General features: G+C 63.3%; 18 protein-coding genes. 5 read left to right on the forward strand and 13 right to left on the reverse strand.

What is annotated here, in order from left to right; translation table 11 throughout:
- Positions 1 to 6: 6 nt before the first annotated feature.
- The 4 genes from QMG80_RS17825 to QMG80_RS17840 form a co-directional block, all read right to left on the reverse strand.
- Complete coding sequence (locus QMG80_RS17825) at positions 7 to 1092, reverse strand: RluA family pseudouridine synthase (protein WP_245300045.1); 1086 nt, start codon at positions 1090 to 1092, stop codon at positions 7 to 9.
- Between the two features lie 228 nt (positions 1093 to 1320).
- Entirely contained in the window at positions 1321 to 1848 is a 528-nt protein-coding gene (locus QMG80_RS17830) for a CreA family protein (RefSeq protein ID WP_085773479.1), read from the reverse strand.
- A gap of 126 nt (positions 1849 to 1974) precedes the next feature.
- On the reverse strand, positions 1975 to 3288 hold the full coding sequence (locus QMG80_RS17835) for an ammonium transporter (protein WP_085770407.1): 1314 nt from the start codon (positions 3286 to 3288) through the stop codon (positions 1975 to 1977).
- A 50-nt stretch (positions 3289 to 3338) separates the two neighbouring features.
- Positions 3339 to 3677, reverse strand: a complete 339-nt coding sequence (locus QMG80_RS17840; RefSeq protein ID WP_085770408.1) for a P-II family nitrogen regulator — start codon at positions 3675 to 3677, stop codon at positions 3339 to 3341.
- A gap of 274 nt (positions 3678 to 3951) precedes the next feature.
- Here QMG80_RS17840 and QMG80_RS17845 point away from each other — a divergent pair, with 274 nt between their 5' ends.
- Entirely contained in the window at positions 3952 to 4512 is a 561-nt protein-coding gene (locus QMG80_RS17845) for a YbhB/YbcL family Raf kinase inhibitor-like protein (protein ID WP_085770409.1), read from the forward strand.
- A gap of 162 nt (positions 4513 to 4674) precedes the next feature.
- A complete protein-coding gene (gene cbiB, locus QMG80_RS17850) occupies positions 4675 to 5589 on the forward strand; it encodes an adenosylcobinamide-phosphate synthase CbiB (protein ID WP_245300046.1) in 915 nt (304 codons plus the stop codon).
- Between the two features lie 12 nt (positions 5590 to 5601).
- Here cbiB and QMG80_RS17855 read toward each other — a convergent pair whose 3' ends face one another.
- From QMG80_RS17855 to QMG80_RS17870, 4 genes are all read right to left on the reverse strand, one after another.
- Complete coding sequence (locus QMG80_RS17855; protein ID WP_085770411.1) at positions 5602 to 7686, reverse strand: pentapeptide repeat-containing protein; 2085 nt, start codon at positions 7684 to 7686, stop codon at positions 5602 to 5604.
- 199 nt (positions 7687 to 7885) lie between these two features.
- Positions 7886 to 11170, reverse strand: a complete 3285-nt coding sequence (locus QMG80_RS17860) for a hypothetical protein (protein ID WP_199769025.1) — start codon at positions 11168 to 11170, stop codon at positions 7886 to 7888.
- A gap of 53 nt (positions 11171 to 11223) precedes the next feature.
- Positions 11224 to 13482, reverse strand: a complete 2259-nt coding sequence (locus QMG80_RS17865; RefSeq protein WP_158658580.1) for a pentapeptide repeat-containing protein — start codon at positions 13480 to 13482, stop codon at positions 11224 to 11226.
- Positions 13483 to 14203: 721 nt separating this feature from the next.
- Positions 14204 to 15874, reverse strand: a complete 1671-nt coding sequence (locus QMG80_RS17870) for a hypothetical protein (RefSeq protein WP_085770413.1) — start codon at positions 15872 to 15874, stop codon at positions 14204 to 14206.
- A gap of 522 nt (positions 15875 to 16396) precedes the next feature.
- Here QMG80_RS17870 and QMG80_RS17875 point away from each other — a divergent pair.
- The 3 genes from QMG80_RS17875 to QMG80_RS17885 all read left to right on the forward strand — a co-directional run bounded on the left by QMG80_RS17875 (position 16397) and on the right by QMG80_RS17885 (position 22374).
- Positions 16397 to 17692 (forward strand): MFS transporter, encoded by a 1296-nt coding sequence (locus tag QMG80_RS17875; protein WP_158658581.1) that lies wholly within the window; start codon positions 16397 to 16399, stop codon positions 17690 to 17692.
- Positions 17693 to 17775: 83 nt separating this feature from the next.
- Complete coding sequence (locus QMG80_RS17880; RefSeq protein WP_085770415.1) at positions 17776 to 19446, forward strand: AMP-binding protein; 1671 nt, start codon at positions 17776 to 17778, stop codon at positions 19444 to 19446.
- A 42-nt stretch (positions 19447 to 19488) separates the two neighbouring features.
- Positions 19489 to 22374, forward strand: coding sequence for an AMP-binding protein (locus tag QMG80_RS17885; protein ID WP_085770416.1), 2886 nt, complete (start codon positions 19489 to 19491; stop codon positions 22372 to 22374).
- A 6-nt stretch (positions 22375 to 22380) separates the two neighbouring features.
- On the opposite strand, the gene QMG80_RS17890 is transcribed toward QMG80_RS17885, so the two are convergent.
- The 5 genes from QMG80_RS17890 to QMG80_RS17910 form a co-directional block, all read right to left on the reverse strand.
- Positions 22381 to 22899, reverse strand: coding sequence for a tyrosine phosphatase family protein (locus tag QMG80_RS17890; protein ID WP_085770417.1), 519 nt, complete (start codon positions 22897 to 22899; stop codon positions 22381 to 22383).
- Positions 22900 to 23107: 208 nt separating this feature from the next.
- Positions 23108 to 23671, reverse strand: coding sequence for an HD domain-containing protein (locus QMG80_RS17895; protein WP_085773481.1), 564 nt, complete (start codon positions 23669 to 23671; stop codon positions 23108 to 23110).
- Positions 23672 to 23806: 135 nt separating this feature from the next.
- Complete coding sequence (locus QMG80_RS17900; protein WP_085770418.1) at positions 23807 to 24181, reverse strand: 6-pyruvoyl trahydropterin synthase family protein; 375 nt, start codon at positions 24179 to 24181, stop codon at positions 23807 to 23809.
- A gap of 2 nt (positions 24182 to 24183) precedes the next feature.
- Entirely contained in the window at positions 24184 to 24816 is a 633-nt protein-coding gene (gene queE, locus QMG80_RS17905) for a 7-carboxy-7-deazaguanine synthase (protein WP_085770419.1), read from the reverse strand.
- A 25-nt stretch (positions 24817 to 24841) separates the two neighbouring features.
- Positions 24842 to 25213 carry a c-type cytochrome gene (locus QMG80_RS17910; RefSeq protein ID WP_085770420.1) on the reverse strand — a complete coding sequence of 124 codons (372 nt, stop codon included), beginning with the start codon at positions 25211 to 25213 and terminating at the stop codon, positions 24842 to 24844.
- Between the last annotated feature and the right edge of the window lie 127 nt (positions 25214 to 25340).

Consider the following 25340-nt stretch of genomic DNA (forward strand, 5'->3'; position numbering starts at 1 on the left):
GGAAAGTCACGCCTCCGGGGCGTCCTCGATCGGGTCATAGGCCTTCTCGTCGAAGCCGAAGGCCTCCCACGTCTTGCGCATATGCGCGGGCAGCGGCGCGGTCACGTCGATGAGACCGCCCTTGGGATGCTGCAGCACGAGCCGTCGTGCCAGGAGATGGAGCTTGCGCTCCAGCTCCTCGGGCATGGCGCGCAGGGGATCGCGGCGGCGGACCTCGTCCTCGGGCCTGTGACCGTATTTGGGGTCGCCGAAGATCGGATGGCCCATCGCCTCCGCATGCGCGCGCAACTGATGCGTGCGGCCGGTGAGCGGCTTCATGGACAGCCAGGCGCAGCGCGGGGCCGCCCTCTCGACGGTGGCGTAATAGGTCAGCGAATGCTGGGCGTCAGCTTCGCCATGTCGCGCGACCCGCATTTTCTCTATGTCTCGGGTTGTGCCGGCGCCGGGCTTTCGCGGCGCCCGCACGTCCCCCATGCCCTCGCCTTTGGCGAGGTAGAGGGAGATCCGGCCTTGCGAGAGCTTGGGGGCGCCTTCGACGAGCGCCCAATAGATTTTCTTCGCCTGCCGCGAGCGGAACGCCTCGCCGAGCGCCGCGGCGCTGCGGCGGTTCTTGGCCACGAGCAGCACACCGCTCGTGTCGCGATCCAGCCGATGGACGAGCACGGGGCGGTTATCGCCCTTGGTGAGCGCCGCGAGCATGCCGTCGATATGGCGCTTCGTGCCCGAGCCGCCCTGCACGGCGAGCCCGAAGGGCTTGTTGAGGACGAGCACGTCGGCGTCCTCATAAAGCGTCATATCGCGGAGCGCGCGCGCATCCTCCGGATCGGACCGGAAGGCCACAGGCGCGGCGGGCGCCTCCAGATTGAGCGGCGGGATGCGGACCGTCTGCCCCTCTTCGAGGCGCGTCGAGGTCTCGACGCGCTTTCCGTCGACCCGCACCTCGCCCTTGCGGCATATTTTGGCGAGATGCGCGAGCGAGAGCGCCGGCACGCGCCGCTTGAACCAGCGGTCGAGCCGAATGCCCGCCTCGTCCTCGGTAACGGTCGCCGAGGAGACGCCCAAACCGAGCGGCTTCGCCGCGGGCTCGCTCACGCGCGCCTCCAATGAGGGGAACCCCCGCAGCGCTGCGGGCGCAGGGCGCAATCAAATTTGAGGATTTGCATGAGCGCTTCTATCAGGAGCGCGCCGCGGCGTCACGCATAGAGCGCGCTGCGAAAAAGTGGAAACCGGTTTTTCGCACCGAGCGCGCTCTACAGTTTGAGAATCGATCACGTTTTCTGCGTTCAGGCGGTTCCGCCTGATCGCAGCGTGATCTAGCGCTCATTTCATGAAATCCGAGCAGCGCTGCGGCGCGCCGGAACCCCAGGGCAGGATCGCGACCGCCGAGGTCGAGTTCTCCGGGCTGCCTTCAACGATCTTGTCGGAATAGACCATGTAGACGAGCACGTTGCGCGTGGCGTCGCAGCCTCTGACAATGTGCATGCGCTTGAAGAAGAGCGAGCGCCTGCCGCTGAACACCTCATCGCCCTGGGAGAATTTGGCGGTGAAGCGGATGGGGCCATATTGCCGGCAGGCCAGCGAAACGTCCGAGGTGTTCTCGGCGAGGCCGAGCGTGCCGCTGACGCCCCCCTTCTCATGCTCAGTGAAGTAGCAGACGACGCCGTCGACGAGCGGATCGTCGATCCCGTAGGTCGCGAGCTTGTCATTGGGCGTGAGCAGCTTGAAGTCGGTCGACTGGCGGAAGATCAAGTCCGGCCCCTCCGCCATCGCCGGAGCCGCGCAGAGGAGCGCCGCCAGCATGATCGGGCGACCGAAGGCTTTCCCTAAAGCCATGGGGTGAAAGAGCATCTCTGCATCCTCGAAGGCGCGGCCTTTACGGTCGTCTCCCCAAATATGAGCGAGACCTTGCGACAAGGGAAGCGGCTCGGGAATCGGCGCCGCGTATCCGGCCGGTCTCCCGCCGGCGCTTCAGGCTTATTGATGCAGCGCCTCGCCGTGTAGCGCAATGTCGAGACCCTCGCGCTCCGCTTCCGAATCGACGCGCAGCGGCGCAAGCCAATTCGTGAGCTTCAGCACGATGAAGGTGCCGACCGCGCACCATAGGATGGTCACGCCCACGCCCTGCGCCTGCACGAGGAGTTGATGCGCGTCGCCTTCCAGCAGGCCGGAGACGCCGGGATCGTCGGCGGCCGCCGTCACCGCGCGCGTCGCAAAGACGCCGGCAAGCAATGTGCCGAGCATGCCGCCGACCCCGTGAACGCCGAACACGTCGAGCGAGTCGTCATAATTGAAGCGGTGCTTCACGCGGGTGCAGAAATAATAGCAGACGCCGCCCGCGGCGACCCCGATGACCGCCCCATGCCAAGGGAGGACATAGCCCGAGGCCGGGGTGATCGTCCCGAGGCCCGCGACCGCGCCGGAGATGACGCCGAGCACCGAAGGCTTGCCGCGCTGCAGCCATTCGAGCGCGGTCCAGGTCAACGCGCCGGCGCAAGCGGCGAGGTGGGTCGCGACGATCGCAAAGACCGCGCGCGAGCCCGCCGTCAGCGCCGAGCCGCCGTTGAAGCCGAACCACCCGACCCAGAGCAGCCCGGTGCCGATCACCGCCAACGCGAGATCGAAAGGCGCGAGATTCTCGCGGCCATAGCCCTGACGCTTGCCGATGAGAAGCGCGGTGACGAGCCCGGCGACGCCCGCGTTGATGTGCACGACCGTGCCGCCGGCGAAGTCGAGGAGACCCTGCTTCTGCAGGAAGCCGCCGCCCCACACCCAATGCGCCGACGGCACATAGACGACGAAAAGCCACAGCACGCAGAACAGCATGAAAGAGGAAAAGCTCATGCGCTCCGCCGTCGAGCCGCCGACGAGCGCGAGGGTGATGACCGCAAAGGTCATCTGATAGGCCATGAAGAGCAATTCCGGAATCGTCTTGGCGAGCGGGCTCACCGTGTCGACGCCGACGCCCGCCAGCATGACGCGCGCAAAATCGCCGAGATAGGCGCCCTCGCCCGAGAAGGCGAGACTATACCCCGCAACGCCCCAGAGCAGCGAGACGATCGCCGTCGCGATCAGGCTTTGCGCCATGGTCGCGAGCACGTTCTTCTTGCGCACCATGCCGCTGTAGAAGAGCGCCAGCCCGGGCAGCGTCATCATCAGGACGAGCGCGGTCGCGGCGATCATGAAGGCGGTGTCGGCGGCGTCGATCTTGGCGGCGGGTTCGGCGAAGGCGGGCGAGCTTGCAAAAAGGGCGCAGACGAGGGCGGCGAGGGCCGCGCAAATTCTCGACATCGAAGGTCTCGTGGGGTTTTATGTGCAGCAGGGATCGTGAAAGCGCGTGGTCAGAGCGCCTCGCGGTCGGTCTCGCCCGTGCGAATGCGCAGGACGCGCTCGATGGGACAGACGAAAATCTTGCCGTCGCCGATCGTGCCGGTGCGCGCGACGCGCATGATTGTCTCGGCGACCTGCTTCGCCATATCCTCCGGAACGACGACGTCGATCTTCACCTTGGGAAGAAAGGCGACGACATATTCGGCGCCCCGGTAGATTTCCGAATGGCCCTTCTGACGTCCGTAACCCTTGACCTCCGTCGTCGTCATGCCGTTGACGCCCAGCCCATTGAGGGCTTCGCGCGCCTCGTCCAGCTTGAAGGGTTTGATGATTGCGGTGACGAGCTTCATGACGGCTTGCTATCTCTGCCTTGTTGTTGAGCACATAGTCTGAATTATGAGCAATTATGGCGCCAAATGCACCAAACAGCGAGAGGCCGGAAAGAGACCTGCTAGGCATCAGCTCGAATGGCCCCGAAATTAGGCTACTAACGCCTAGTTTATACGCACTTAGCCTTGTTTTTGCTCTGTCGCCGCGGCGACGCCGGCCAGCGCGTGAGGCGACAGCAGCGCGCAAATCGGCTAAAGCCTTCTCTCCTTCTTTCCTTGACTTGAGGAGCGCAGCATGAAACGCGGCTTGTTTTTATTGGGCTTCGTCTCCCTTTTTGCGGCGCAGGCTTCCGAGGGCGCGCAGGCCTTCGACTTGAAGAGCCCCGACATCTCGCCCGGACAGACGATCGCAAGCGCCTTTATTTACAATTCCTCCGGCTGCACGGGGCAGAACCTCTCGCCTGCGTTGGAGTGGTCCGACCCGCCGGCGGGAACGAAGAGCTTCGCCGTGCTCGTGCATGATCCCGATGCGCCGACGGGCGGCGCGGGCTTCTGGCACTGGCTCGCGATCGACATCCCAGCCACGGTCCGCTCGCTGCCTCGGGGGGCAGGCTCGGCCGACGGCAAGGCGATGCCGGCCGGCTCAAAACAGCTCGAGACGGATTTCGGCGAGGTCGGCTATGGCGGCCCCTGCCCGCCCAAGGGCCATGGTCCGCATCGCTATGTCTTCACCGTCTACGCCCTTCCGGTAGAGAAGCTCGACGTGAAGCCAACGGATCGCACTGCCATCGTGGGCTTCACGATCAATCAGAGCGCGCTGGCCAAGGCCAGCATCACCGCGACCTTCGGCCGCTAGCGCGTTTCCCGCTCGAACGGAATCGTTCGAGCGACAGGGAATCGCGCCAAATCAAAAGTTTAGAGCATGTCCTGACCGGAAAACCGCTTCGCGCTTTCCCGGGACATGCTCTAGAGCGAGGGCGCGGCGATCCAACAAGCTTTAGGGCTGACGCTGCTGGCCTTGGCCCTCGAGGCGGGCTTCGGCTATCCACAAGTTCTTTTCGAGCACATCGGTCATCCCGCGGTCTGGCTCGGCGCCGCGATCGACGCGCTCGATCGCGCGCTCAATCGTGGCGATGCGGGCGCGCGCCGCGCCCTCGGGTTTCTCGGGCTGGCGCTCCTTCTTCTTCCGTTGACCGCGGCGGGGGTCGCCCTGCAGGCCGCGCTCCACTCCCTGCCCTTCGGGGTCCTGCCACTGGCGGCGGTCGCGTCGAGCCTCCTCGCCCAGCGCAGCCTCCACGCACATGTCGACGCCGTGGCGCGGGCGCTGGAGAACTCGCTCGAGGATGGCCGTGCGGCGGTCGGAATGATCGTCGGACGCGACGTCGCCGCGCTCGACGAGGCGGGCGTCGCGCGCGCAGCGATCGAGAGCTTGGCCGAAAATTTCTCGGACGGCGTCGTCGCGCCGGCTTTCTGGATGGCGTTCCTCGGATTCCCCGGGGCGCTCGCCTATAAGGCGATCAACACCGCCGATAGCATGATCGGCCATCGCACCCCGCGGCATGAGGCGTTTGGCTTCGCGGCGGCGAAGCTCGACGATCTCGTCAATCTCCCCGCCGCGCGGCTTTCCGCCCTGCTTATTGCGCTCTCTGCCGGCCGCAACGGGGGCCGCGCCTTCGCCTGCATGGCGCGCGACGCGAAAAAGCACGCCTCCCCCAACGCCGGCTGGCCGGAGGCGGCGATGGCGGGCGCACTGGGCTTGAAGCTCGGAGGCCCGCGCAATTACGCGGGCGCGGCCTTCGACGGTGTGTGGCTCGGGGATGGGAGAGCCGCCCCCGGGCCGGCCGACATAGACCGCGCGCTGAAAATTTTCCGGCGCGCGGATGCGGGGCTCTGGGCGCTCATAGCGGCCTTGTGGGCGTTGTCGGCTTTGTAGAGCGCGATGAACTCAGTAGCTCACTGTCTTCTGAACAGTTCCAGCCACTCCTCTATTCCCGGTCTCCGCCGTGCAGGAGTTGTCCGCTGCCGTGCCGCCGCCGCCTCCCGTGCCCACACCGCCGGAGGCGCCAAGCTGGTAATCGTTGGTGTTGAGGTCATTCAGAGCGGCCCGCGATCCCACCAGCGCGATCAGCACCGATGGTCCTCCGTTGCCGCCCCCGCCCCCGCCGCTGCCACCGCCCGCGCCGCCGCTACCACCCCCGCCGCCGCTGCCGGCAGACCCATGGCCCCACCAGTTGTCTCCCGAGCCTCCCGAGCCAGCCGACCCGCCGGCGCCTCCGTTCCCCCCGGCGCCGCCCACCGCTCCTGTGCCGCTCAGTCCTCCCACCACGCGCGACCCGCCGAGCGTGAGCGCTGCGCCCATATTCACAATCGCGAAAGACGCGCCGCCGCTACCCCCGCCGGTACCGCCGGCCGCTCCACAGCCGCCGGCTCCTCCTCCTCCTCCGACGCCCCCAGAAAGTTGTTGGTAGCCGAAACAGTATCCACCATCGTAGCCGCCGGACCCGCCCCCGCCGCCGCCGCCTCCATTGCCGCCTGCTCCTCCGGAGCCGCCGACGGTCCCGACGTAAGAAGCTTCAAAAGTACCGGACGTGTTTGCGTTCGCTCTGCCGCCGCCTCCGCAAGGGGCAGCGTGTCCCGGCGTTCCGCCGCCTCCGGTCCCACCCGAAGAATAGGGGCAAGCCGCACCAGCGCAATTTTGGCTGCCAAAACTTCCCCCTGGCGCCCAATAATTTGTCGAGCCGGCGTACCCCCACGATCCAGTGCAGCCGTTGGGACACGAGGGAGTGCAAACACCTGACCCGGTATCTACCGAGACGTTCATCTTGCCGGCGCCGCCGCCGCCTGTGCTGGTAGGAGTGCCGCCGAGGCAAGCCGCCGTGCCTGCGGTTTGGCCGGATCCCTTGCCGCCCGCGGTTCCGGGGTTTGCGCCATTGCCGGGCGCCCCACGCGCCCCCGTCGCTGCGTACACGTTTGAATTCACGACGCTGGCCGCGCCAATAATTTGCATCGCAATGCTGGCGCCGCCCACACCCGGCGGTGTTGTGCCCACCACCTTGAAGCCCTGGAACAATACACTGCCCGAGTTGTTCCCCACCGATACCGCCGGGACGCCGGAGCTCGGCCCCAAAATCTCCGAGTAATAGGCGCCGGATCCCTCCGGGACGCAGCCGCCGTACACGCTGATGCCCGCCGCGGTGATCGATAGTGTCGAGTTCTGCTGATACTGGCCGAAGCCCACCAGCACCGCACAACTGGCGCCGCTGCAGTTCTGTATTCCCCGTCCGATCGTCAAACAGGCGCCGGCGTAAGTCTTGCCACAACCCGCACCGTCGTTTCCGGCGGTTGTCACGTAGGTCACGTTGGTCAGTTTTGAAACATCGCCGTTGCAGGTCACTATGGGGACAGCCGTGGCGCCCTGCGCGGGATTGCCCGCGGCTTGTTTCAATCCGGTCAACTCCATCGTTTCCGGGTCAGTCTTCATCGACGCCGGCGCCATGGCGTTACGAAACGATGTCTTCCTGTTCCGATAAACGCCCGATTTCGGGGATGGGCCTATGATCGCCTTCGTAAGGTCGACGCCAGAGAAGTCGGCGCCGGCTAAGTTCGCGTATTCGAAATCCACTCCCGTGACGACGGCAGCCTCCAGCCTGGCGCCGCTGAGATTGGCGCTGGAAAGATCGGTGCGGCCGCTGCTCGAGGGCTCCATATGCGCGTGGCTCAGGTTGGCGTCGCTGAGATTGGCCCCGGCCAGAGTGGCCCCCGAGAGCGTCGCGTTTGACAAGTCTACGGAACTCAGGTCGGCGCCGGACAGGTTGGCGTCTGTCAGGTCTTCGCCCGAGAAACTATGCCCCCGCAGATCACAGGCGGGGCAGGAATATACCTTCGTGGCCGCCTTGTCGTTCGGTCTGGCAGCCTCCGGCGGAGCGTGCTGGGGCTCGGCTGGCCTTTCCTGTCCCACCGCGAGCGGCGACAGCGCCAGCCATCCGACCACCAGCAGACACGAGCGGCGTGCAATGCGCAAAACTGGCATATCGATGTCCCCTCTTAGGCGTCGACGGCAGCCACTCGCTGACAGACGGAACCGTTCGTCCCGCCCTGGTCAAGATCACGGTGTTGCCGCCTCCCACTGACTACCTGCAATTCAGAAATTTCCGGCTGGAGCGCGTTCGAAAGCCTCAGTCTCGAACGCGCTCTGCAATGTCATCGGCTGAGCCTGTCGCGGAGCCGGTTCAGGCTGAAGGCAGCGGCGGCGCCCACATGCTGACCGACGGAACCGTTCGTCCCGCGGGGCCGGTGGTCGAAGATTTCGGACCCGCGGGCTGGCCCTTGCCGTCCGTCACCATCGCGAAATTGAGTGTGTAAGCCGAATGCCACATGTCCACGGAGAGCCTGGCCGCGGCGATCGCATTCGTCACGACCAATGGATTCGACGCCGGCGGCGTCAATCCATAAGTGTAGATCGCCATGTGGTAGTCGGAGGGCTGCGCTCCGGAGCCTGTATAGTACAGGATGTAAATATAGGTCAGCTTTTCATCGCCGACTGTGGCGAGGTCGAGATAGTAATAGTCTGAGGCGTTCGACAGATAGAGCCACGGGCTCGGCTGGCCCTTCTCGTCGAAGAAGCGATTGACCGGGTTCATGTGCAGATCATAGGCCGAGAGGCGCGAGACCACATCCACGCTCTTCCCCGTCGACGACTTCGTGTCCTCCAGCACGATCACGGCGCCGTCATAGGCGCAGGCGACGGCGACGGGATGGAACAGCAAGCCGGGCCGATTTTTGTCTTGCGCCGGTCCCGCCCCGATTTGGCCGAGAGGAAGATCGGAGTCGGCGGCGCCATCGCGCGTCAAGGTGACGATCTGCAGCTTCTGATATTTCGCGCTGACGCCGATGACGATCCCCGAAGGGTGCAAGCAGACCGAGTCTGGGAAATAGGCGAAACGGCCATAGCTCGGTTGGACGCTCGCCATGTTGAAGGGCGTGCTGTCGTCGAGTGTAATCTTACGCAGATGATAGCCGCCGCCCTGGTCGTAGGGGAGGTTCGCCGGGCGCGGGTCGACGTAATATTCGCCGAGCTTGACGTCTTTGGGATCAGGCTCCGGCTGCTTCGTGGCGGGATCGATAACCCAATTGCCGCTACTGTCCATGAGGAACTTCGGCGGAAACGGATCGTAGATCAGCCGCGTTTGCCCCGTGAAGCCGCAGCTCGGGAATTTCACCGCATCCATCGACGTTCCCGGAATATTGATGTTCTGGAAGACGTAGAGCTGCCCGGTGGACCCTGTGTCGCAATCCGCCACGCCAGTTCCCGCGGCCTCCCAAGCCAGTCCGATCATGCCCAACCGCTGGCTCAGCGTGAGTCCGGTCCAGTCGCCGATGGCGTTTCCGGTGGGGCTGGTGTCGCGGCTCACGATGGTCGCCGTCGGCGCGACGGCGGTGTCGGTCCAACCATAGGCTCCGTTGACGTAAGTGAGAATGCGCGCGTGCGTGTAAATCGATTTCGCGCTCAATGGCACGGGCTGCTCGACGAGGTACATGTCGATCGTCGCCGCGTGCTTCTCGTCGTTCTCCACATATCCCGTCGTGGCTTTGCCGGCGAGCCAGCTCTCGATATAGAAATCGGCCTCGAGCTTGACGCTCCCGCCCAGCGTGTTGCCCGCGAATTGAACCTGGAAGCTCGTCGCGGTGAAGCCGGTGGGAAGATCGAAGGTCTGCGACACCGTCGGCCGCGTCTGATCTTTATAGATCATCTTCACCGTGCAGCTGCGCTTCGCGCCCGCTTTGCCTTCCGGAAATGATTTGTTGCGCGGATCGGGACGCACGGTCACGGAGGTCGTTATGGTCGTCGAGACCTTGTTCTCGATGTTCCAATCCGAGGTTGCGACCTCGACGATCGTCTCGGCCATCTGCGCGACGCCGGTGCAGATATTGACCGCCAGCATGATCCAACCGGCGAAGGGGATTTGATCCTCGAGCTCTCCCGCGGCCAGCTCCGCTTCGACCCACAGCAGCGCTTTGGTCGCGGCCTTGTCGAATATGAGGCTCACCAACGAGGTGAAGGAGCTCCAGTTCATCTGCTTGTTGTAGACCGACGAGCCGACGATATAGGCCGTCCAGCCGGTCAGTATGACGCCGACCGCAACGAGAAACGCCTTGGTCTTGGTGATCTTCTCCACGATGTCATAAAGCGGCTTGTAGCTCTGCGCCGCGGCGCCGAAGCCGAGCATGAAGGCGGGAACGCCAAGGTTGAAAACGCCGGTGAGCGTGCCGCCCAGCGCCGGCGTCGACGGCCAAGGATTGTGCCCTGTGCCGAGACCCGAACCATAGACGCTTGCGCTCACCGCATTCTCGGGGAAGGTGACGAGCGCGCTCGCTGTCCCGGGCGGTCCGATCGGCACCGCCAAAACATTGTTCATCGGCGAAAGAAAGCCGATGTAACGCACCTCGTCGCTTTGGATATTCGGCAGCTCCGTGATCGCGTCGTAGAGTATGCCGGCGTCATCCGGTTTCCAGCTTGGAACCGAAATGGGATTGGCGTTCGCGTCATAAAACCGGATGTAAGCGGTCAAATAGCGAATATAGCTATTCTCCATCTTGATGGAGATTTGCCGCTTGCTCGAGTCGACGACCGCGATCGAGGTTTCGCATCCGCTGATGGCCGCGCTGTTGCTGACCGCGGCCTGCCAATTGTCTGCGCCCGCCTCCGCGCTCACGGCGATGTCCGCCAATTTCGCTCTTATAGGCGCAGAAGCGGGGACAACCGCTTGGCCGGTTTGAACCGTCCATTTCTTGCCCTCGAAACGCGCGTCGTTTTTGATCCTGATGAGCAGCGGCGACAAGGGCGTCAGCGCCGCGCCCTGCACCGCCGGAGTCGGCATTTGATGATAATACGTCGTCTTGCCGTCGAAGCCCGTTTCTTCGTTTTCCGGCGGCGTGTAGGGCTCCAGCGTCGCCCACCCGCCCGTCTCCTTCGGCGGGCCCATCTGACGCATGAGGGTCGCCAGATTATTGATGGCGGTCGCGATGCTCACGTCGCCCGCCATGAACTCATCGATAATGATTTGCGTGAGCGTCGTGTCCTTGTTGATGATGTCCGGGTGGTGAAACAGAAAATTCTGAGCGGTCGAGGTGTAATCGATCGGCGGCGCATGCCAGACTTCGTCAGGACCGAGCGCGTCAAGCAGGTTTTGCTTCGGCGGATAAAAGATCGCAGAGTGGCTTATGCCCGTTTCGCTCTTTGCGCCCGGTGTCTTTCTCAAGGAATGCCGCAAATGCACGCGCACCACCGTGTCGATGCGCATGGGGATCGCGCCTTTGACGCAGTGGGTGATCCGAAGATCGTTGCGTCCTGCCGTTAGATGCGGCGCACGGGCCAGAAGCTCCTTGAGGCCCTCCGGCTTGAACGGCTCGAGGGGATAACGTTGGCCCGCCACCGAGACCCAGTGGTCTTCCTCTGGATGAGCGTCCGACAAATCGGCATAAAATATCGTCTGCAGCCGCTTGAGCCCAGTCATGCCTTTGGTCCTTCTTTGCGCGATGGTTTGATGAACGAATAAGGTTACGACGATCAGCTCGGCGGGCAGCTTGGGTTGCGGAGCGGGGTCCATTTGCCGGTGGTCGTCGAATAGGCGGAGCACAAGCTCGTCGAAGCCGCGGGATAATTCGTGCCGTCGTAGATTCCGAGGTCGCTGCACTGGAAATCGGGATTGCAGGCGAGGGACAGGGATCTGAGCGAGCCGCCCGTACCCGCAACCTTGTTGTAGGCGAGGCTATTTATCGAGCCGATCGTCTTGAGCGCGTTATGCGACAGATCGAGATAGGAAAGCCCTGTTAGATTGCTCAAATCGTGGTTGTAATCGTCCAAGACACTAGAGAGGTTATTATAGGAAAAATCTGCATAGGCGAGCGACGTTTGTATCGACAGGTCAAAAGCGGCGAGCTTATTGTGAGAGGCTGAAATATATACTGGCGCTGCATTCGCATTTAGTAGGATCGCGCCGAGCTGATTATTCGACGCTTCGAGCGAGATTAAATTAGGATGGTTCGTCAAATCGAGAGTGGTCAATTTATTGCCGCTGAGATCAAGACTTTGTAAATTGCTCGCTACGGTAGATCCGCCGGAAACGAAAGATAGATTGAAAAAGGTGAGCTCGTTGCCGGAAAGATTGAGCCGCGTCAGCGATATGAAATTTTCGAGGCCGCCCAGGTCGGAGATGCCGAGGTTGGGGCAATCGACCTGAATGATTTGCTGAGCCGAAGCGACCAGCACCTCGGTTTGACCAGGCAAGGTCGCGAGAATGCACCTCTTGAGATTGGGGTCCTTGAACACGACGATGTCACCGGGCTTGCCGCCGCAATTGGGTTTCGACCACATGGTCTGCGGTACCTTGTTCGGGTTGCATCCCCGCGTCACCCAATTGCCGGAGAGGCGCCACTGATCGCCCATGCACTGACCGGTGTCGCCGTTCGGACAGGTCGACGGCGAGTTGAGGATCGGAAAGGTCACGGGGCCGTAAGTCTGTTGCGTGGCGTCGACGACGCCGCACCACGGCTGCCCGCCCTTGCTCGCCGGACAGCAATCCGAATCCGCCGGCATGACGGCGTTGCCGAAATCGGCGGCGGCGATCACGGCGTCCTTGAAATTTGCGCCACCGAGCTGGGCGCAGGTGAAATGCGCCGCAAAGCCCCCTCCGCTCGGCGCGTGAACGCGCACGCCGTTGAATTTTGCGGCTTGCAGATTGGCGCCGGAAAAATCGACCGACTGCAACGTCGCCGTTATAAAGCTCGCATCCGGCATGATCGCGCTATTGAAGGTCGTGCCGTTCAGCGTGGTGTTGTCGAAAATCGCGCTTGTCAGCACGCCGCCGGAAAATACGACGGAGCCGAGCTGCGCATTGGTGAAATCGGTGTTGGAGAACAGAGCAAACTGAACATTGGCCGGGCCGCTCGGCCCGTCAGGCGTGTCCGTGGCTTGCAGATTGGCCTGCACGAGGCTGCTGTTGGGAAGCGTCCCAGTGTTTAAGTTCGCGCCGGCAAATATGGCGTGATCCAGCGTGGCCGCGGTGAAGGTGGCGTTTGAGAGCCCGGCGAAGGTGAAATCGACCGGCTTGAGCGAATCGGACGACGTCGGCGCGGGGGGACAGGGCGTGTTGTCGGGAAGCTTCTTACCGCCCGAATTGCCGTAGGCCTGAGCGCAGATGAACGTGGCCGATCCCGCCTGGGCGTTGTAGAATTTCGCGCCGTTGATTGCGGTCTGATCGAGCTTCGCCTTCGTCAAAACGGCCTTTGAGAAATCGACGTCGGTGAGATTGGCGCCGGTCATGTCGATCCCGATGAAGCTCGTCAGCTTGAGAATGGCGCCGGTGATGTCCTTCCCGCGCAGGTTGAACGTCGAGGGTGAGAGGTTCTGGAAATTTGCGGCGGTGAAGTCCGACTGGCTCCAATTGCTCCGGCCGGAAGCGTCATTGGAGATCAGATGAACGTCGAGCGTCGCGCCGACGAACTTGGTTCGACAATTGCCGCCTGCGTGGATGTTCTGGATGGGACCGAAGGTCGCCTTCATAAGCGACGTGTAGGAGAAGTCGGCGCAAGTGATGTCGGCGTAGGTGAAATCGGTTTCATCAAGGACGGCGCCGATGAAGCAAGTGTTCGCGAGCTTGGAGCTCGTGAAGTCAACGGGACGTATGGAAGGGTCGAGCTTGGCGCTTTCGAAGCTCGCATTGGTGAGATCCTGGCCGGCGAACACGGCCCCGCTCAGCTTCGCGCCCTTGAAATTCGCGCCAACCAACGAACCCGCCGGATCGGCGCTGAAATTGTGATCGGTCAAGTCCTGACCGGCATAGTTGTGGCCGGTTCCTGTTGAGCTTGGACAGCTCGGCGCGGCGGCGATGGGTTCTGCGAAAGACCTGAACTGCGGTCGTGGCGCCTGATGAGACTCTTCCGCGAAAGTCGAAGAGATCGCTGGCAGGAAGAAGAGGCTGACAATCGCTCCGCGCGAAAGGACACGCCCAAAATGCATCTTTCTGAAACAGGAAGGAGAATACGCCTGCATATGATCTCCAAAATAAAAATCTACTGCAAACCTATAATAGGAATCACAATTACATCACCAGCCCATTATTTCCCGAGCTATATTATGATATTACTCGACTTGCATTTAACTGTCAACCAGAAATTATGCACAATGCGCCGCCAGCGCCGTGTTGCGGTGTAAATGGCCATGAGGACGAAGTTCTTTCCATGGAAATAACCCTCGTTCAGCCCGAGCTGGGGCATTGGGCGCCCCGAAGGAATGGGCCGCCGGAGCGCTTTAGAGCATGCCCCGGAAAAATGCGAAGCGGTTTTCCGGTCATGACATGCTCAAACTTTTTGACTTGGCGCGATTCCTTATCGCTCGAACGATTCCGTTCGAGCGGGAAACGCGCTAGCCCGCCACGGCGACTCCATTTCCAAACTCGCCGGCTGGCGCGCGGTAGCGCGAGAGGGGCGGGTACGTAGACTGAACGCAGGGGCGAGCCAAGCGCTCACCCCCTTTGATGAGCCACGCTTCAGAAGGCCTTGAAATAGCCCGTCGGAACCTGGAGCTGGAAGCGACCGATAGAGCGGTAATCGCCCAAATTGTTGCTTGGCTGCGGCGTGTTATAGCCTGCGAAAACAATCGTCAGCGTCTGATTGTCCGTGTAAAGCGCCTGGGGATCGTAGAGGCGCCCGCTGAAGAAGTTCGAGTTGTAGCCCCCTGGCGGCGTCACGATGGGAGCGGCGGGCGTCGGCGGCGTCCAGGGCAGAACCTGAGCCGGGGTCAGCAGATTGACGCCGGTCAAGGCCACCACTGGGGTTTGCTTGGGATAGGGCGAAACCGGGCTCGAGCTATAGTCGGTGACCGTGTCAGTCGACATGACCGGATTGTCGAGACCATTGATCACTGTCCAGCTCAGCAAATCGGTTGGACCGTTCACCACATTCGCGGTCTCCGCATAACCGATGAAGTGGAAACCGTCCGAGTCGTTGTCGAGGCAGTTTCCAGCGCCGAAGAACATTCCGTAACGTCCGTCCGCGAGGGGGACGATGCTGCCGCTGCCGAGCCAACGAATTCCGCCAAACGAGTCCGCCGCTCCCTTCGCGCCCGTGCTGTTGGGGTCGCTCAGCGCCCCGGAGGCTGGCCCATAGGGCACGGCGCCAACATCTGTGAAGTTCACGCCGTCCGTCGTCGTGGCCACGCGGATGCTGATGACGTCATAGTTGGCTTTCTTTCCGCTGCCGTTGATGATGTTCGTCAGCGCGAAGTCCGGCGTCTTTGCGCAGTTTTTCACAGGCAGCGGATAATTGGGCGGGAGATTGGGGTAATTCCCGGAGGTGTCGGGCTTCGTGCCGTCCAGCACCTTGGACACGTAGATTACAGCGATTCCCGTAGCGCCAAAATTCACGGTCCCGAGAATCGCGTCGGGATTTCGCAAGCCCGTGGTCGCGGTCGCCTTCGAATCGAGAGTCGGGTAATTGCCGATCACAGGAGGCGTCGGCGGCGCATAATTATCGGATGCAAAGGGGCTCTGGAGCCCGAGCAGTGGCGGCAGCACATTGGCGGGAAGCGTGTGCACCACCAGCTGATCGGAGTCGATGTGATTGGTGGCGCGGTTCAGGAGGTAAAGCCTCTGCACGCCTTTGATGGTCAGAGCGACGGGATGGCCGAGACCATTATCCGCCGCATTGTCCCCGTTCAGTCCGTAAGTGGTCTTGGCCCCGTTCACGGTGACGTAGGAATTGTTGGCGTCCGTCGGATCGAAAGGGCAGTAAGAATTGAGAGCAAGGATCTCGAGCTCCACGTTCCAAGTGGCGCCCCAATCGTTCGAATAGGCCGAGACAGTGGCCTCTTGCTGGTTGCGCGGGCGATAGTCGAAGAGCCCTTCAAGCTGCCCGTTCACCTTGTGCACGAAAGGGAAATAATAGGGCTGCATGACGCTCTTGCCCTGATTGACGACGACTTTGCCATTCGAGCCGCAATAGCTTGCATAGGGTTTGTTTGCCGGATTTGTCGCTGTGACGCCTGACGCATCATAGGCCGACACAACGGCGTTGCCCGGCTGATGCAGGGTCCAGGGTCCGCGATTGACGGTGGATTCGACCAAGCTGTTTGGCTTGTATGTGAACGTCGGACCGCCGGCGAATGCCGCCGTAGCCGTGAACATGGCTAGCGCAGAAGCGGCTGAAACCTTGAAGATCATGTTGCCCCCGTTCGGGTTATGAGAGTCGCCACAAAAGCGCCATATTCCGTTAGACAAGCCAGATGACTTAAACGTGACAGTAGCTTGAACCCGGGGAGGCTCCTGGCTCAGCGTCGACAACACGTTGGTATTATGAAAGAAATTCCCCGCCAACAAAGCGGAGACAAAGCGTCTTCGAGCGGCGAGATTTGCTGCGTTCACACGCCCGGCTGGTCTGGAGCATGACAAGCTCTCGAGCATGTCTCGGAAAAGTGCGAAGCGGTTTTCCGGTCAGGACATGCTCTAATTTTTGGCTTGGCGCGATTCCTTATCGCTCGAACGATTCCGTTCGAGCGGGAAACGCGCTACGCTTGCAAGCGCCAATAACGAAGCGGCCGCCGCCGCTCCGAATGCGATAATCCTCCAAATGCTCGCCTGTGACCGGAAGGGACTTCCGCGCGTGTGAAGTCTATGATCTACGCGCGGAACGAATCGGAGACCCCGATGGACTCTTGCGAAAGAATTTCGAACCAGAAGCCGTTGATGATTTCGCGACGCTTCGCGCCTTTGTTCTGGTGCCAGTTTTTCGCGGCGTTCGACGACAATTTCTTCAAGGCCGCGCTCGCGCTCTTCATTCTCGCGCATGTCGTCGGCGAGCGAGGCGCCGCGCTCGCGACTCTGGCCACGGCGACGCTCATGGCGCCCTACTTCATTCTCTCGTCGCTCGGGGGCGAGCTCGCCGACAAATACGACAAGGCCAAGGTCGCACAACGACTGAAGCTCATCGAAATCGCCGCCGCTGCGCTCGCAGGCCTGGGCTTCCTCCTCGGCTCGACGCCGCTGCTCTTCCTTGCGCTGGCGGCGTTTGGCGCGCTTGGCGCGCTGTTCGGGCCGGTGAAATACGCCGCGCTGCCGGATTTCCTCACGAAAGATGAGCTTCCCGCCGGCAATGCGCTCATTGAGGGCGCGACCTTCGTCGCCATCCTGCTCGGCTCGATTGGCGGCGCTCTGTCCATGCAGGGCGGTGGCGAGCCTGCTCTCATCGGCGCCGTGATGGTGAGCCTTGCGGCGGCAAGCTACGCCGCCGCGCGCTTTATGCCTGCGACGCCGCGCGCGACGGCAGAGCTCGCGCTCGACTTCAACATCGTTCGGGCGACGGCCGTACTGCTTTTCGACCTCTGGCGCCAAACGCGGCTCTGGCGGCTCGGACTCGTCACGACGATCTTCTGGCTCATCGGCGCGGTCGTCTTGGCGCTGCTGCCCACCGTCGTCACGCGCGAGCTCAACGGGTCGGAGCTCGTTGTGACGCTGCATTTCGCGGGTTTCGCCATCGCTATCAGCGCCGGCGCCGCTCTCGCGGCGTTCCTCCTGCGCGCCGGAATCGTGCTGCTTCCGGCGGCGATCGGCGCGGCGCTGGGGGCTATCATCTGCGGCGACCTCGCGCTGACCCTGGCCACGATCGCGCCCGCAAGCGAGACTGCGCAGCTTGCGCCTGCCGCCTATTTCGCCGCGCCCGGGGCCATGCGCGTCCTGATCGACCTGATGTTGCTTTCGGCGGCGGGGGGACTCATCGTCGTGCCGAGCGCAGCGGCCTTGCAAGCGGAGTCAAAGCCAACCGAGCGAGCGCGCATCATAGCCGCCGTCAATGTGCTCAACGCCGGCGCAATTGTCGGGGGCGGCCTCCTCGTCGCAATCCTGCAGGATCATGGCGCGCCGATGTGGTCGCTGTTCCTCGGCCTCGGCATCTTCGCCGGGGCCTCGTCCCTCTGGATCCTGGTCGCCGTGGTCTCCTCGCCGGCGCGGGAGCTGCGCGCGATTGCGCGAGGACGGGCCGCCTGATCTCGCGGCGCTTGGATGCGCAGTTTGCATCGCCGACGGCGGCGACTAGTTATAGAACGACTCTTTCCTGATGCAGTCGACAAATGGAACGTTTTTGGCTGAAGAGCTATCCTCCGGGCGTTCCCGCGGACGTCGACGTAGACGCCTACACATCCATCGGCGCGATGTTCGATCGAAGCGTCGAGAAATATTCCCAGAAAGCGGCGTTCGTTCACATGGGAACCACGCTGAGCTACGCCGAGCTCGATGACTTGTCCAAAGCCTTCGGCGCCTTTCTGCAAGGGGAACTGAAGCTCGAAACGGGCGTGCGCATTGCGCTGATGATGCCGAATATTCTGCAATATCCCATCGCGCTGCTCGGCGCGCTGCGCAGCGGTTACACGGTGGTCAATTGCAGCATCCTCTACACCGCGCGGGAACTTGAATGGCAGCTTGCGGACAGCGGCGCAGAGGCGATCGTCGTTTTGGAGAATTTCGCCTCGATCGTGCAGCAAGTTCTGCCGAAGACCTCGATCAAGCACGTGATCACGACGCAGCTCGGCGACCTCTTGGGCTTTGCCAAGGGGATCGCCGTCAATTTCCTCGTCAAGCATATAAAGCGGCTCGTTCCGGCCTGGCGCATCGCGCATGCGATTTCCTTTTCGACCGCTCTTCGCAAAGGCGCAAAGCAGCAAGGACGCGCCATCGCCGTCGCGCCCAACGACGTCGCCCTTCTTCAATACACCGGCGGCACGACGGGGACGCCCAAGGGCGCGACGCTCACCCACCGAAACATCATCGCTAATCTGCAGCAGCACCACGCGCAATGCCGCTCGCGGCTGCAGGAGGGACAAGATATCGTCCTCACGGCGATCCCCCTGTTTCACATTTACGCGCTCACAGTAAGCTGTCTGCTTGGTCTCAAGATTGGCGCCACCAACGTGCTCGTGACGGACCCGCGCGACGTCAAAGGACTGATCGGAGAATTGCGGCGACGGCCCTTCACTGTCTTTCCCGGCGTCAACGCTCTGTTCAAGGCGCTCGTCAACTGTTCCGATCTCGCCAAGCTCGACTTGTCGAGCCTGCGCCTGGTCGCCGTGGGCGGCGCGCCGCTCGAGGAAAAGGTCGCGAGAAAGTGGAAGGCGATCACCGGAAGCACAATTATTGAAGCCTACGGCCTCACCGAGGCCTCGCCGGTCGTGACGTGCAACCCGATGGAAAACGCAGAGTTCAATGGCTCCTGCGGGCTTCCCATCCCTTCGACCGAGATCGCCATCCGCGATGAGGCGGGAGTCGATCTCCCCATCGGGCAAGCCGGCGAGCTTTGTGTCCGCGGTCCGCAGATCATGAGGGGTTACTGGAACAGGCCCTCGGAGACCGCCGCGGCCATGACGGCTGACGGCTTTTTCCGCACCGGCGACATCGCCACAATCGACGAATGCGGCTTCGTTCGCATCGTCGATCGCAAGAAGGACATGATCAACGTCTCCGGCCTGAAGGTCTATCCAGGCGAGGTCGAAGCTGTCGCCATGATGCATCCCGATGTCGTCGAGGCCGGCGTCGTCGGCGTGCCGGACGAGCGTTCTGGAGAGGCGGTGAAGATCGTGGTCGTCGCACGCGATCCTTCGCTGAAGACCGCGGATGTCATGGCGCATTGCCGGATGCGTCTCGCGGCGTTCAAAGTCCCTCGCCATGTCGAGTTCAGACGCGAGTTGCCGAAAACGCCGCTGGGCAAGATCCTGCGTCGCGCCCTGCGGGAGGGGGCCCCGAAATAGGAACGCCGGCGGCCAGGACGCGGCGGATCGAGGAGCGGAACATTGACGAGCCCCGCGAAACAAGAACCGCCAGAATCGGAAGCCAGCCCAAGGCCGCCGGAGGAGGATGTCGGCGCGCAGGTCGTCGATATCGTTCGAGCGCTTGTTGCGGAGCTTCACCCCACGCTCGTCGATGCGCGGCGTGTGCGTTTGGACAGCGATCTCGACCGCGATCTCGCGCTCGACAGCCTTTCCCGCGCCGAGTTGCTCATGCGGTTGGGCCGCCATTTCAAAACCGAGCTTCCTGAAGGTCTTCTCGGCGGGGCCCGCACCCCTCAAGACCTCGCCAACGCCGTCGCGGAAGCGGCTCCTTCGCTCGTCCAAAGGCTTGTCCGAGCGCAGCAGGAGCCGCCGCCGCTCGAAGCCGTACAGGAGCCGATCGAAGCGGAGACTCTGATCGAGGCGCTGGCGTCGCACGCGCAGCGAAACGGCCAGCGCGCGCACGTGCTCTTATGGAAGGGCGCCGATCGCCGCGAGTCCTTGACCTATGGCGAGCTTTACCGTGAGGCCTGCGCTGCGGCGGGCGGGCTCATCGAGCGCGAGATCGAGGCGGGCGACCGTGTCGCCATCATGCTGCCGACAAGCCGCGACTTCTTCGTCGCCTTCTTCGGCGTTCTCTTCGCCGGCGCCATTCCCGTTCCGATCTACCCGCCGTTCCGCTTGGCGACAATCGAGGATCATCTCCACCGCCAAGCCGGCATTCTGAACAACGCTGGGGCCTCCGCGCTGATCACGAACAGGGAGATTCGTATCGTCGGCGGCCTCTTGTCCGGCCTTGCGCCGTGCCTGCGCCACATTGCGACGATCGCCGATCTGGCGAAAGCCGCGCCGCTCGCCGCCCCGCTGCCCGCGACCTCGGCGTCCACCGCGCTCATTCAATATACGTCGGGGAGCACGGGCGATCCGAAGGGCGTCGTGCTCTCGCACGGCAATCTGCTCGCCAACATCCGCGCCATGGGGGCTGTCGTGAAAGCTACGTCGGCCGACAGGGTCGTGAGCTGGCTGCCGCTTTATCACGACATGGGTCTGATCGGTTGTTGGCTCGGCAGTCTCTATTATGGCGCGCCGGCTCTGATCATGTCGCCGCTCTCGTTTCTCGTCGATCCGGCGCGCTGGCTCTGGGCGATCCACGGGCACAAGGGAACGATTTCCGCGGCTCCCAACTTCGCCTTTGAATTCTGCCTCAAGGCGATCGACGACGCGGCCATTTCTGGGCTCGACCTCTCTTCGCTGCGCATCGTCGTCAACGGAGCCGAGCCCGTCAGCCCCGCCACGCTTGAACGCTTCGTCGAAAAATACGCCAAATTCGGCTTTCGGCCAGAGATGATGGCTCCCGTCTACGGCCTTGCGGAAAATGCGGTCGGGCTCGCTTTTCCGCCCGTCGGCAGGTCTCCGCTCATCGAGCGCGTCGACCGAAGCGCCTTGGATCGGGAGGGTGTGGCGCGCAGGGTGGAAAAAGACGGCGCCAAGGCCGTGGCTTTCGTCGCCTGCGGTCAGCCCCTGCCTCACAATGAGATTCGCGTCATCGACGACCACGGCCGCGAATTGCCGGAGCGCCACGAAGGGCGGCTGCAATTCAAGGGCCCGTCGGCGACGAAGGGCTATTTTCAAAACCCCGAGAAGTCGAAAGCGCTTTTCGACGGCGATTGGCTGGAGACGGGCGATCGCGGCTACATCGCCGGCGGCGACATCTTCATCACGGGACGCATCAAGGATCTCATCAAGCGCGGGGGGCGCAACATCTACCCGCAGGAGCTCGAGGAAGCTGTGGGTTTGCTCGAAGGCGTTCGAAAAGGCTGCGTTGCGGTGTTCCCCTCGGTCGATCGTCGCGCCGGAACCGAACGGCTGATCGTGATGGCCGAGACGCGCGTAACGGAGGCCAGTGCGCGCGAAGCGCTGCGCCAAGCCATCGTCGAGAAATCGCAGGCTGTGCTCGATCTCGCGCCCGACGAAATCGTGCTCGTCGCGCCGCACACGGCGCCGAAGACATCGAGCGGAAAGATACGCCGCTCCGCCGCACGCGCGATGTTCGAGGCCGGCGCGCTGGAAGGCGCGCGCTCGAGTCCAACGTGGCAACTCCTGCGCCTTGGGCTCTCCGGCGCAGGGCCGCGATTACGCCGAGCTCTGTCGAATCTGGGCGCGCTCATCTATGGCGCCTATGTCTGGTGCGGGTTGCTTTTGACCGCCGCCTGGGTTTTGCCATGCGTGCTGCTGCTCCCGAAGCCGAGCTGGCGACATTCCGCGCTGCATGGGGGAGCACGAGGCTTTTTTCGTCTCAGCGGCATGCCCTTGAGCGTCGAGGAAGAGGCTCCTCTTCCCGAGGCGAACGCGATCATCGTCGCGAACCACTCGAGCTACCTCGACGGCGCTGTGATGGCCGCCGTTTGTCCCGGAAAGATTGCCTTCGTGGCGAAGGAGGAGCTGGCGCGGCAACCCGTCGCCGGCGCCTTCCTGCGGCGGCTCGGCGCGATTTTTGTGCGCCGGACCGATCCGGCGGGCGGCGTCGCCGACGCCAGGGCGGCTTTGGAGCTGGCGCGCGCCGGAGCCCGCGTCGTTTGGTTTCCCGAAGGCACGTTCTCACGGATGCCGGGTCTGATGGAGTTCCACGTCGGCGCGTTCTTGACCGCCGCACAGCTCGGCCTACCGGTCATTCCCGTGACGATCCGCGGAACCCGCTCGATCCTGCGCGCAGACTCCTGGCTGCCGCGACGAGGCGCGATACGCGTGCATGTCGGGGCGCCGATTGCGCCGACGGGCGGAGACTTCGAGGCTGCCCTGGCTCTGCGGCAGGCTGTCCGCGCCCAGATACTCGCCCGATGCGGCGAGCCGGATTTGGCGCATGAACGGGTAGTGGTCCCTCCGGATCGGCGCGATCGCGGCGGCGAATAGCCGTTCTTACTGCAGTTCCATCGCGAAGGGCTTGCTCTCGAAGCAGTCCGCTCCGCGACCGATCGCCGTTACGGCTTCGACCATGCGCCCCTGACGCGCAAGCATCCGATCGGCGAGCGCGACGAGACGGCGGTTCGGGGTCGCATGCGGCGAGGCGCGACGCAGCGCCCGCGCGATATCCATCTCGCAGCGCGTCGGCGACAGCGCGCAGGCGCCGATGAAGGCCGCCGCCGGCGAGCGGCTCACTCCCGCGTAGCAGTGGATGACCAGCGGCTCCGCGCGGTCCCAGTCATGCAGGAAGGCAAGCAGCCGCTCGACGTGCTCGGCGCCGGGGAGGACGTGTCCATCGGTCGGCGCCTCGATGTCGGAGACGGAGAGCCGCAGATGACGCGGCGGCTCGATCTCGCTGGGGCGCGCAGAGGATGCGCCCGCCGTCAATATGGTCACGAGGGAGCGAGCGCCCGTGGCGCGCACGGTCTCGACGACTTTCGTCAACGGGCAGACATAGAGCCGGCCCTGATTCATTGACGCCACGCGCAAGCCCCCCACAGACTTCGCCGCGCATTTCGCGCGAAATTAACAGCGCTTCGGGCGAAGCGAAAACCGTTTCGCGCCAGACCTAGAGCATGTCACGGAAAAGTGCGAAGCGGTTTTCCGATCATGACATGCTCAAACTTTTTGACTAGGCGCGATTCCTGATCGCTCGAACGATTCCGTTCGAGCGGGAAACGCGCTAGCGACTTCGCTCCAGCGCAAAGAAGCGCTCGAGGTAGCGACGCTCCGCGGCCTCGACCGAGAGCGGCGCCAGCTCCCCGCTGAGATCGTCTCCGAGGGCCGGGCCGCCAAAGATGCGCTCGGCCTCGCGCCGTGTAAAGCCCGCGAGCGAAACCGCCTCGAAAAAGGCCGCGGCGCGGTCGCTTTTCTTGCAAAGCAGCATCAGCGCCGGCTCAGGCTGGGGAGGAAGCGAGAAGCGGCGCAGTATGGCCGCCAAGATACGGTTTTCGACCGCCTTATAGACATCGCCGATCATCGCCTTGAACGGCGAGATCATGTCGCCGATGACATATTCGGGCGCGTCGTGAAGCAGCAGGAAAAGTCGTTCTTCGTTGGAAATCCGCGCATTGAAGGCGCCGCCGATTTTTTCCACGAGAAGGCTGTGCTGCGCCACGGAAAAGATGTGGGGCCCCCGCGTTTGCCCATTCCACCGCGCCACCCGGGCGAGCCCATGGGCGATGTCCTCGATCTCTATGTCGAGCGGGGAAGGATCGAGGAGGTCGAGGCGGCGCCCCGACAGCATGCGCTGCCAGGCGCGCGGCGGCTCCTCTTTTTTGCGTGATTTCACGGCGCTTGTCCCTCCGCTGGCCTCATAGCGGGCGGAAGCGGCGCGCGGAAGAGTGGCGCGGTCGAGAGCCGATCAAGCGAGGCCCGCGCCTCAGTCCCCCCGGTAGACGCAGCCCTCGAAGCAGCTGTCGCGAAAAACGCCGACTTCGCTCAGGCCCAGCGCGAAGGGCTGCAGATCCCTCCATATATAGAGGCTCAGATTCTCGAGCGTCGGCTTGCCGAGACCCTCCAGGTCGTTGAGGAAGGAATGGTCGAGCCGCTCGCGCAGCTCCGCAAGCCGGCGGCCGAGCTTGCCGAGGTCCATGACCCACTCGTCCTCGGGCGACGGCGCGCCGCGCAACGTCACGCGCACCCGAAAGGAGTGGCCGTGCAGGTTGCGGTATTTGCCGCCGGTCGGATGTTCCGGGTCGTAGAGGGCGTGCGCCGCCTCGAAGTAGAACTCCCGGAAGATCTCGAAACTCGCCACGCCTATTTCACTCCGATGATTTTATGCGTCTGCAGCGACAACCGCCAGCGCGGATGGGCGAGGCAATAGTCGATCGCGGCCTTCGTATTGCGCGAAATCTCCGGCCCGTCCATGGGCTGAAGCAGGAATTCCCGAAACTCGAGATTCTCATAACGCTCGGGCTCGGCTCCGACTTGCGGGAAAACGAGCTTCAGCTCGTCGCCTTGCCTGAGGGCCAGCGACGTCCCGGCCTTTGGAGAAACGCAGATCCAATCGAGGCCTTCCGGCGCAGGAAACGTCCCGTTGGTCTCGACGGCGATCTCGAAGCCCTGCTCGTGAAGCGCCGCGATCAGCGCCAAATCGAGCTGCAGCAGCGGCTCGCCTCCGGTCAACACCGCGAAGCGATGCGCCCGCGCTTCGCCCCAAAGCCCGGCGAGGTGCGCGGCCAAGCCCGAGGCGGTGCGGAAAACACCGCCGCCCTCGCCGTCCGCGCCGACGAAATCCGTGTCGCAGAAACGGCAGTCGGCCTCGCCGCGGTCCTTCTCCCGCCCGCTCCAGAGATTGCAGCCGGCGAAGCGGCAAAACACGGCCGCACGTCCAGCCTGGAGCCCTTCGCCTTGCAAAGTGAGGAAAGCTTCCTTGACGGCGTAGGGCATCGGGCGGTGGGCGGCCTTTCGCCGCTCATCCCTTCTTCGGCGGCACGGGATCCTTTGCGGGCGGCGGCGCCGGCGCATTCGGGTCGAGGCTACGTATATAGGAGACGACGTCGTCGATCTCCTTACGGCTCAAATTTAGATTCGGCATCGGCGGATGCGGCTCGACGAGAAAATTCGCCAGCGAGCGGTCGTCGGGTCGGCGGCGCGCCACGTCGGCGAAAGTCGGGACATCGACCTTTCCCGATTTCTGGTCGGACGAGACCACATGGCAGTTGGCGCACCAACGTTTCGCGATCGCCTCCCCACGCGCGGCGTCGCCGCCCGCGCTTGCGGAGGTCGCGAGGCCAAAGGACGCCAGCGTGGCGAACAAGGCGAAGACGGCGCGGTCGATATTCATGTCGTTGTCCCCTCTCCATCCCGGCGCGCGAGCGCGCCTTGTCGGCTTAATTCGCTCTCAGGGCGGATCACGCAAATGTCGACAGACCTTTGCAATCAGAATTCGCTTCAGCAAGCTGATCCAGCGC

This window comes from Methylocystis bryophila (assembly GCF_027925445.1).
GTDB lineage: Bacteria > Pseudomonadota > Alphaproteobacteria > Rhizobiales > Beijerinckiaceae > Methylocystis > Methylocystis bryophila.

Bases quoted from the DNA above. Each gene is read 5' to 3' on its own strand.
- QMG80_RS17895 (WP_085773481.1), bottom strand. From the start codon at position 23,671: ATGCTGTCGGGGCGCCGCCTCGACCTCCTCGATCCTTCCCCGCTCGAC.
- queE (WP_085770419.1), bottom strand. From the start codon at position 24,816: ATGCCCTACGCCGTCAAGGAAGCTTTCCTCACTTTGCAAGGCGAAGGG.
- QMG80_RS17830 (WP_085773479.1), bottom strand. From the start codon at position 1,848: ATGCTCTTTCACCCCATGGCTTTAGGGAAAGCCTTCGGTCGCCCGATC.
- QMG80_RS17835 (WP_085770407.1), bottom strand. From the start codon at position 3,288: ATGTCGAGAATTTGCGCGGCCCTCGCCGCCCTCGTCTGCGCCCTTTTT.
- QMG80_RS17880 (WP_085770415.1), top strand. From the start codon at position 17,776: ATGGAACGTTTTTGGCTGAAGAGCTATCCTCCGGGCGTTCCCGCGGAC.
- QMG80_RS17910 (WP_085770420.1), bottom strand. From the start codon at position 25,213: ATGAATATCGACCGCGCCGTCTTCGCCTTGTTCGCCACGCTGGCGTCC.
- QMG80_RS17855 (WP_085770411.1), bottom strand. From the start codon at position 7,686: ATGCCAGTTTTGCGCATTGCACGCCGCTCGTGTCTGCTGGTGGTCGGA.
- QMG80_RS17870 (WP_085770413.1), bottom strand. From the start codon at position 15,874: ATGATCTTCAAGGTTTCAGCCGCTTCTGCGCTAGCCATGTTCACGGCT.
- QMG80_RS17840 (WP_085770408.1), bottom strand. From the start codon at position 3,677: ATGAAGCTCGTCACCGCAATCATCAAACCCTTCAAGCTGGACGAGGCG.
- QMG80_RS17890 (WP_085770417.1), bottom strand. From the start codon at position 22,899: ATGAATCAGGGCCGGCTCTATGTCTGCCCGTTGACGAAAGTCGTCGAG.
- QMG80_RS17860 (WP_199769025.1), bottom strand. From the start codon at position 11,170: ATGACTGGGCTCAAGCGGCTGCAGACGATATTTTATGCCGATTTGTCG.
- QMG80_RS17845 (WP_085770409.1), top strand. From the start codon at position 3,952: ATGAAACGCGGCTTGTTTTTATTGGGCTTCGTCTCCCTTTTTGCGGCG.
- QMG80_RS17875 (WP_158658581.1), top strand. From the start codon at position 16,397: ATGATTTCGCGACGCTTCGCGCCTTTGTTCTGGTGCCAGTTTTTCGCG.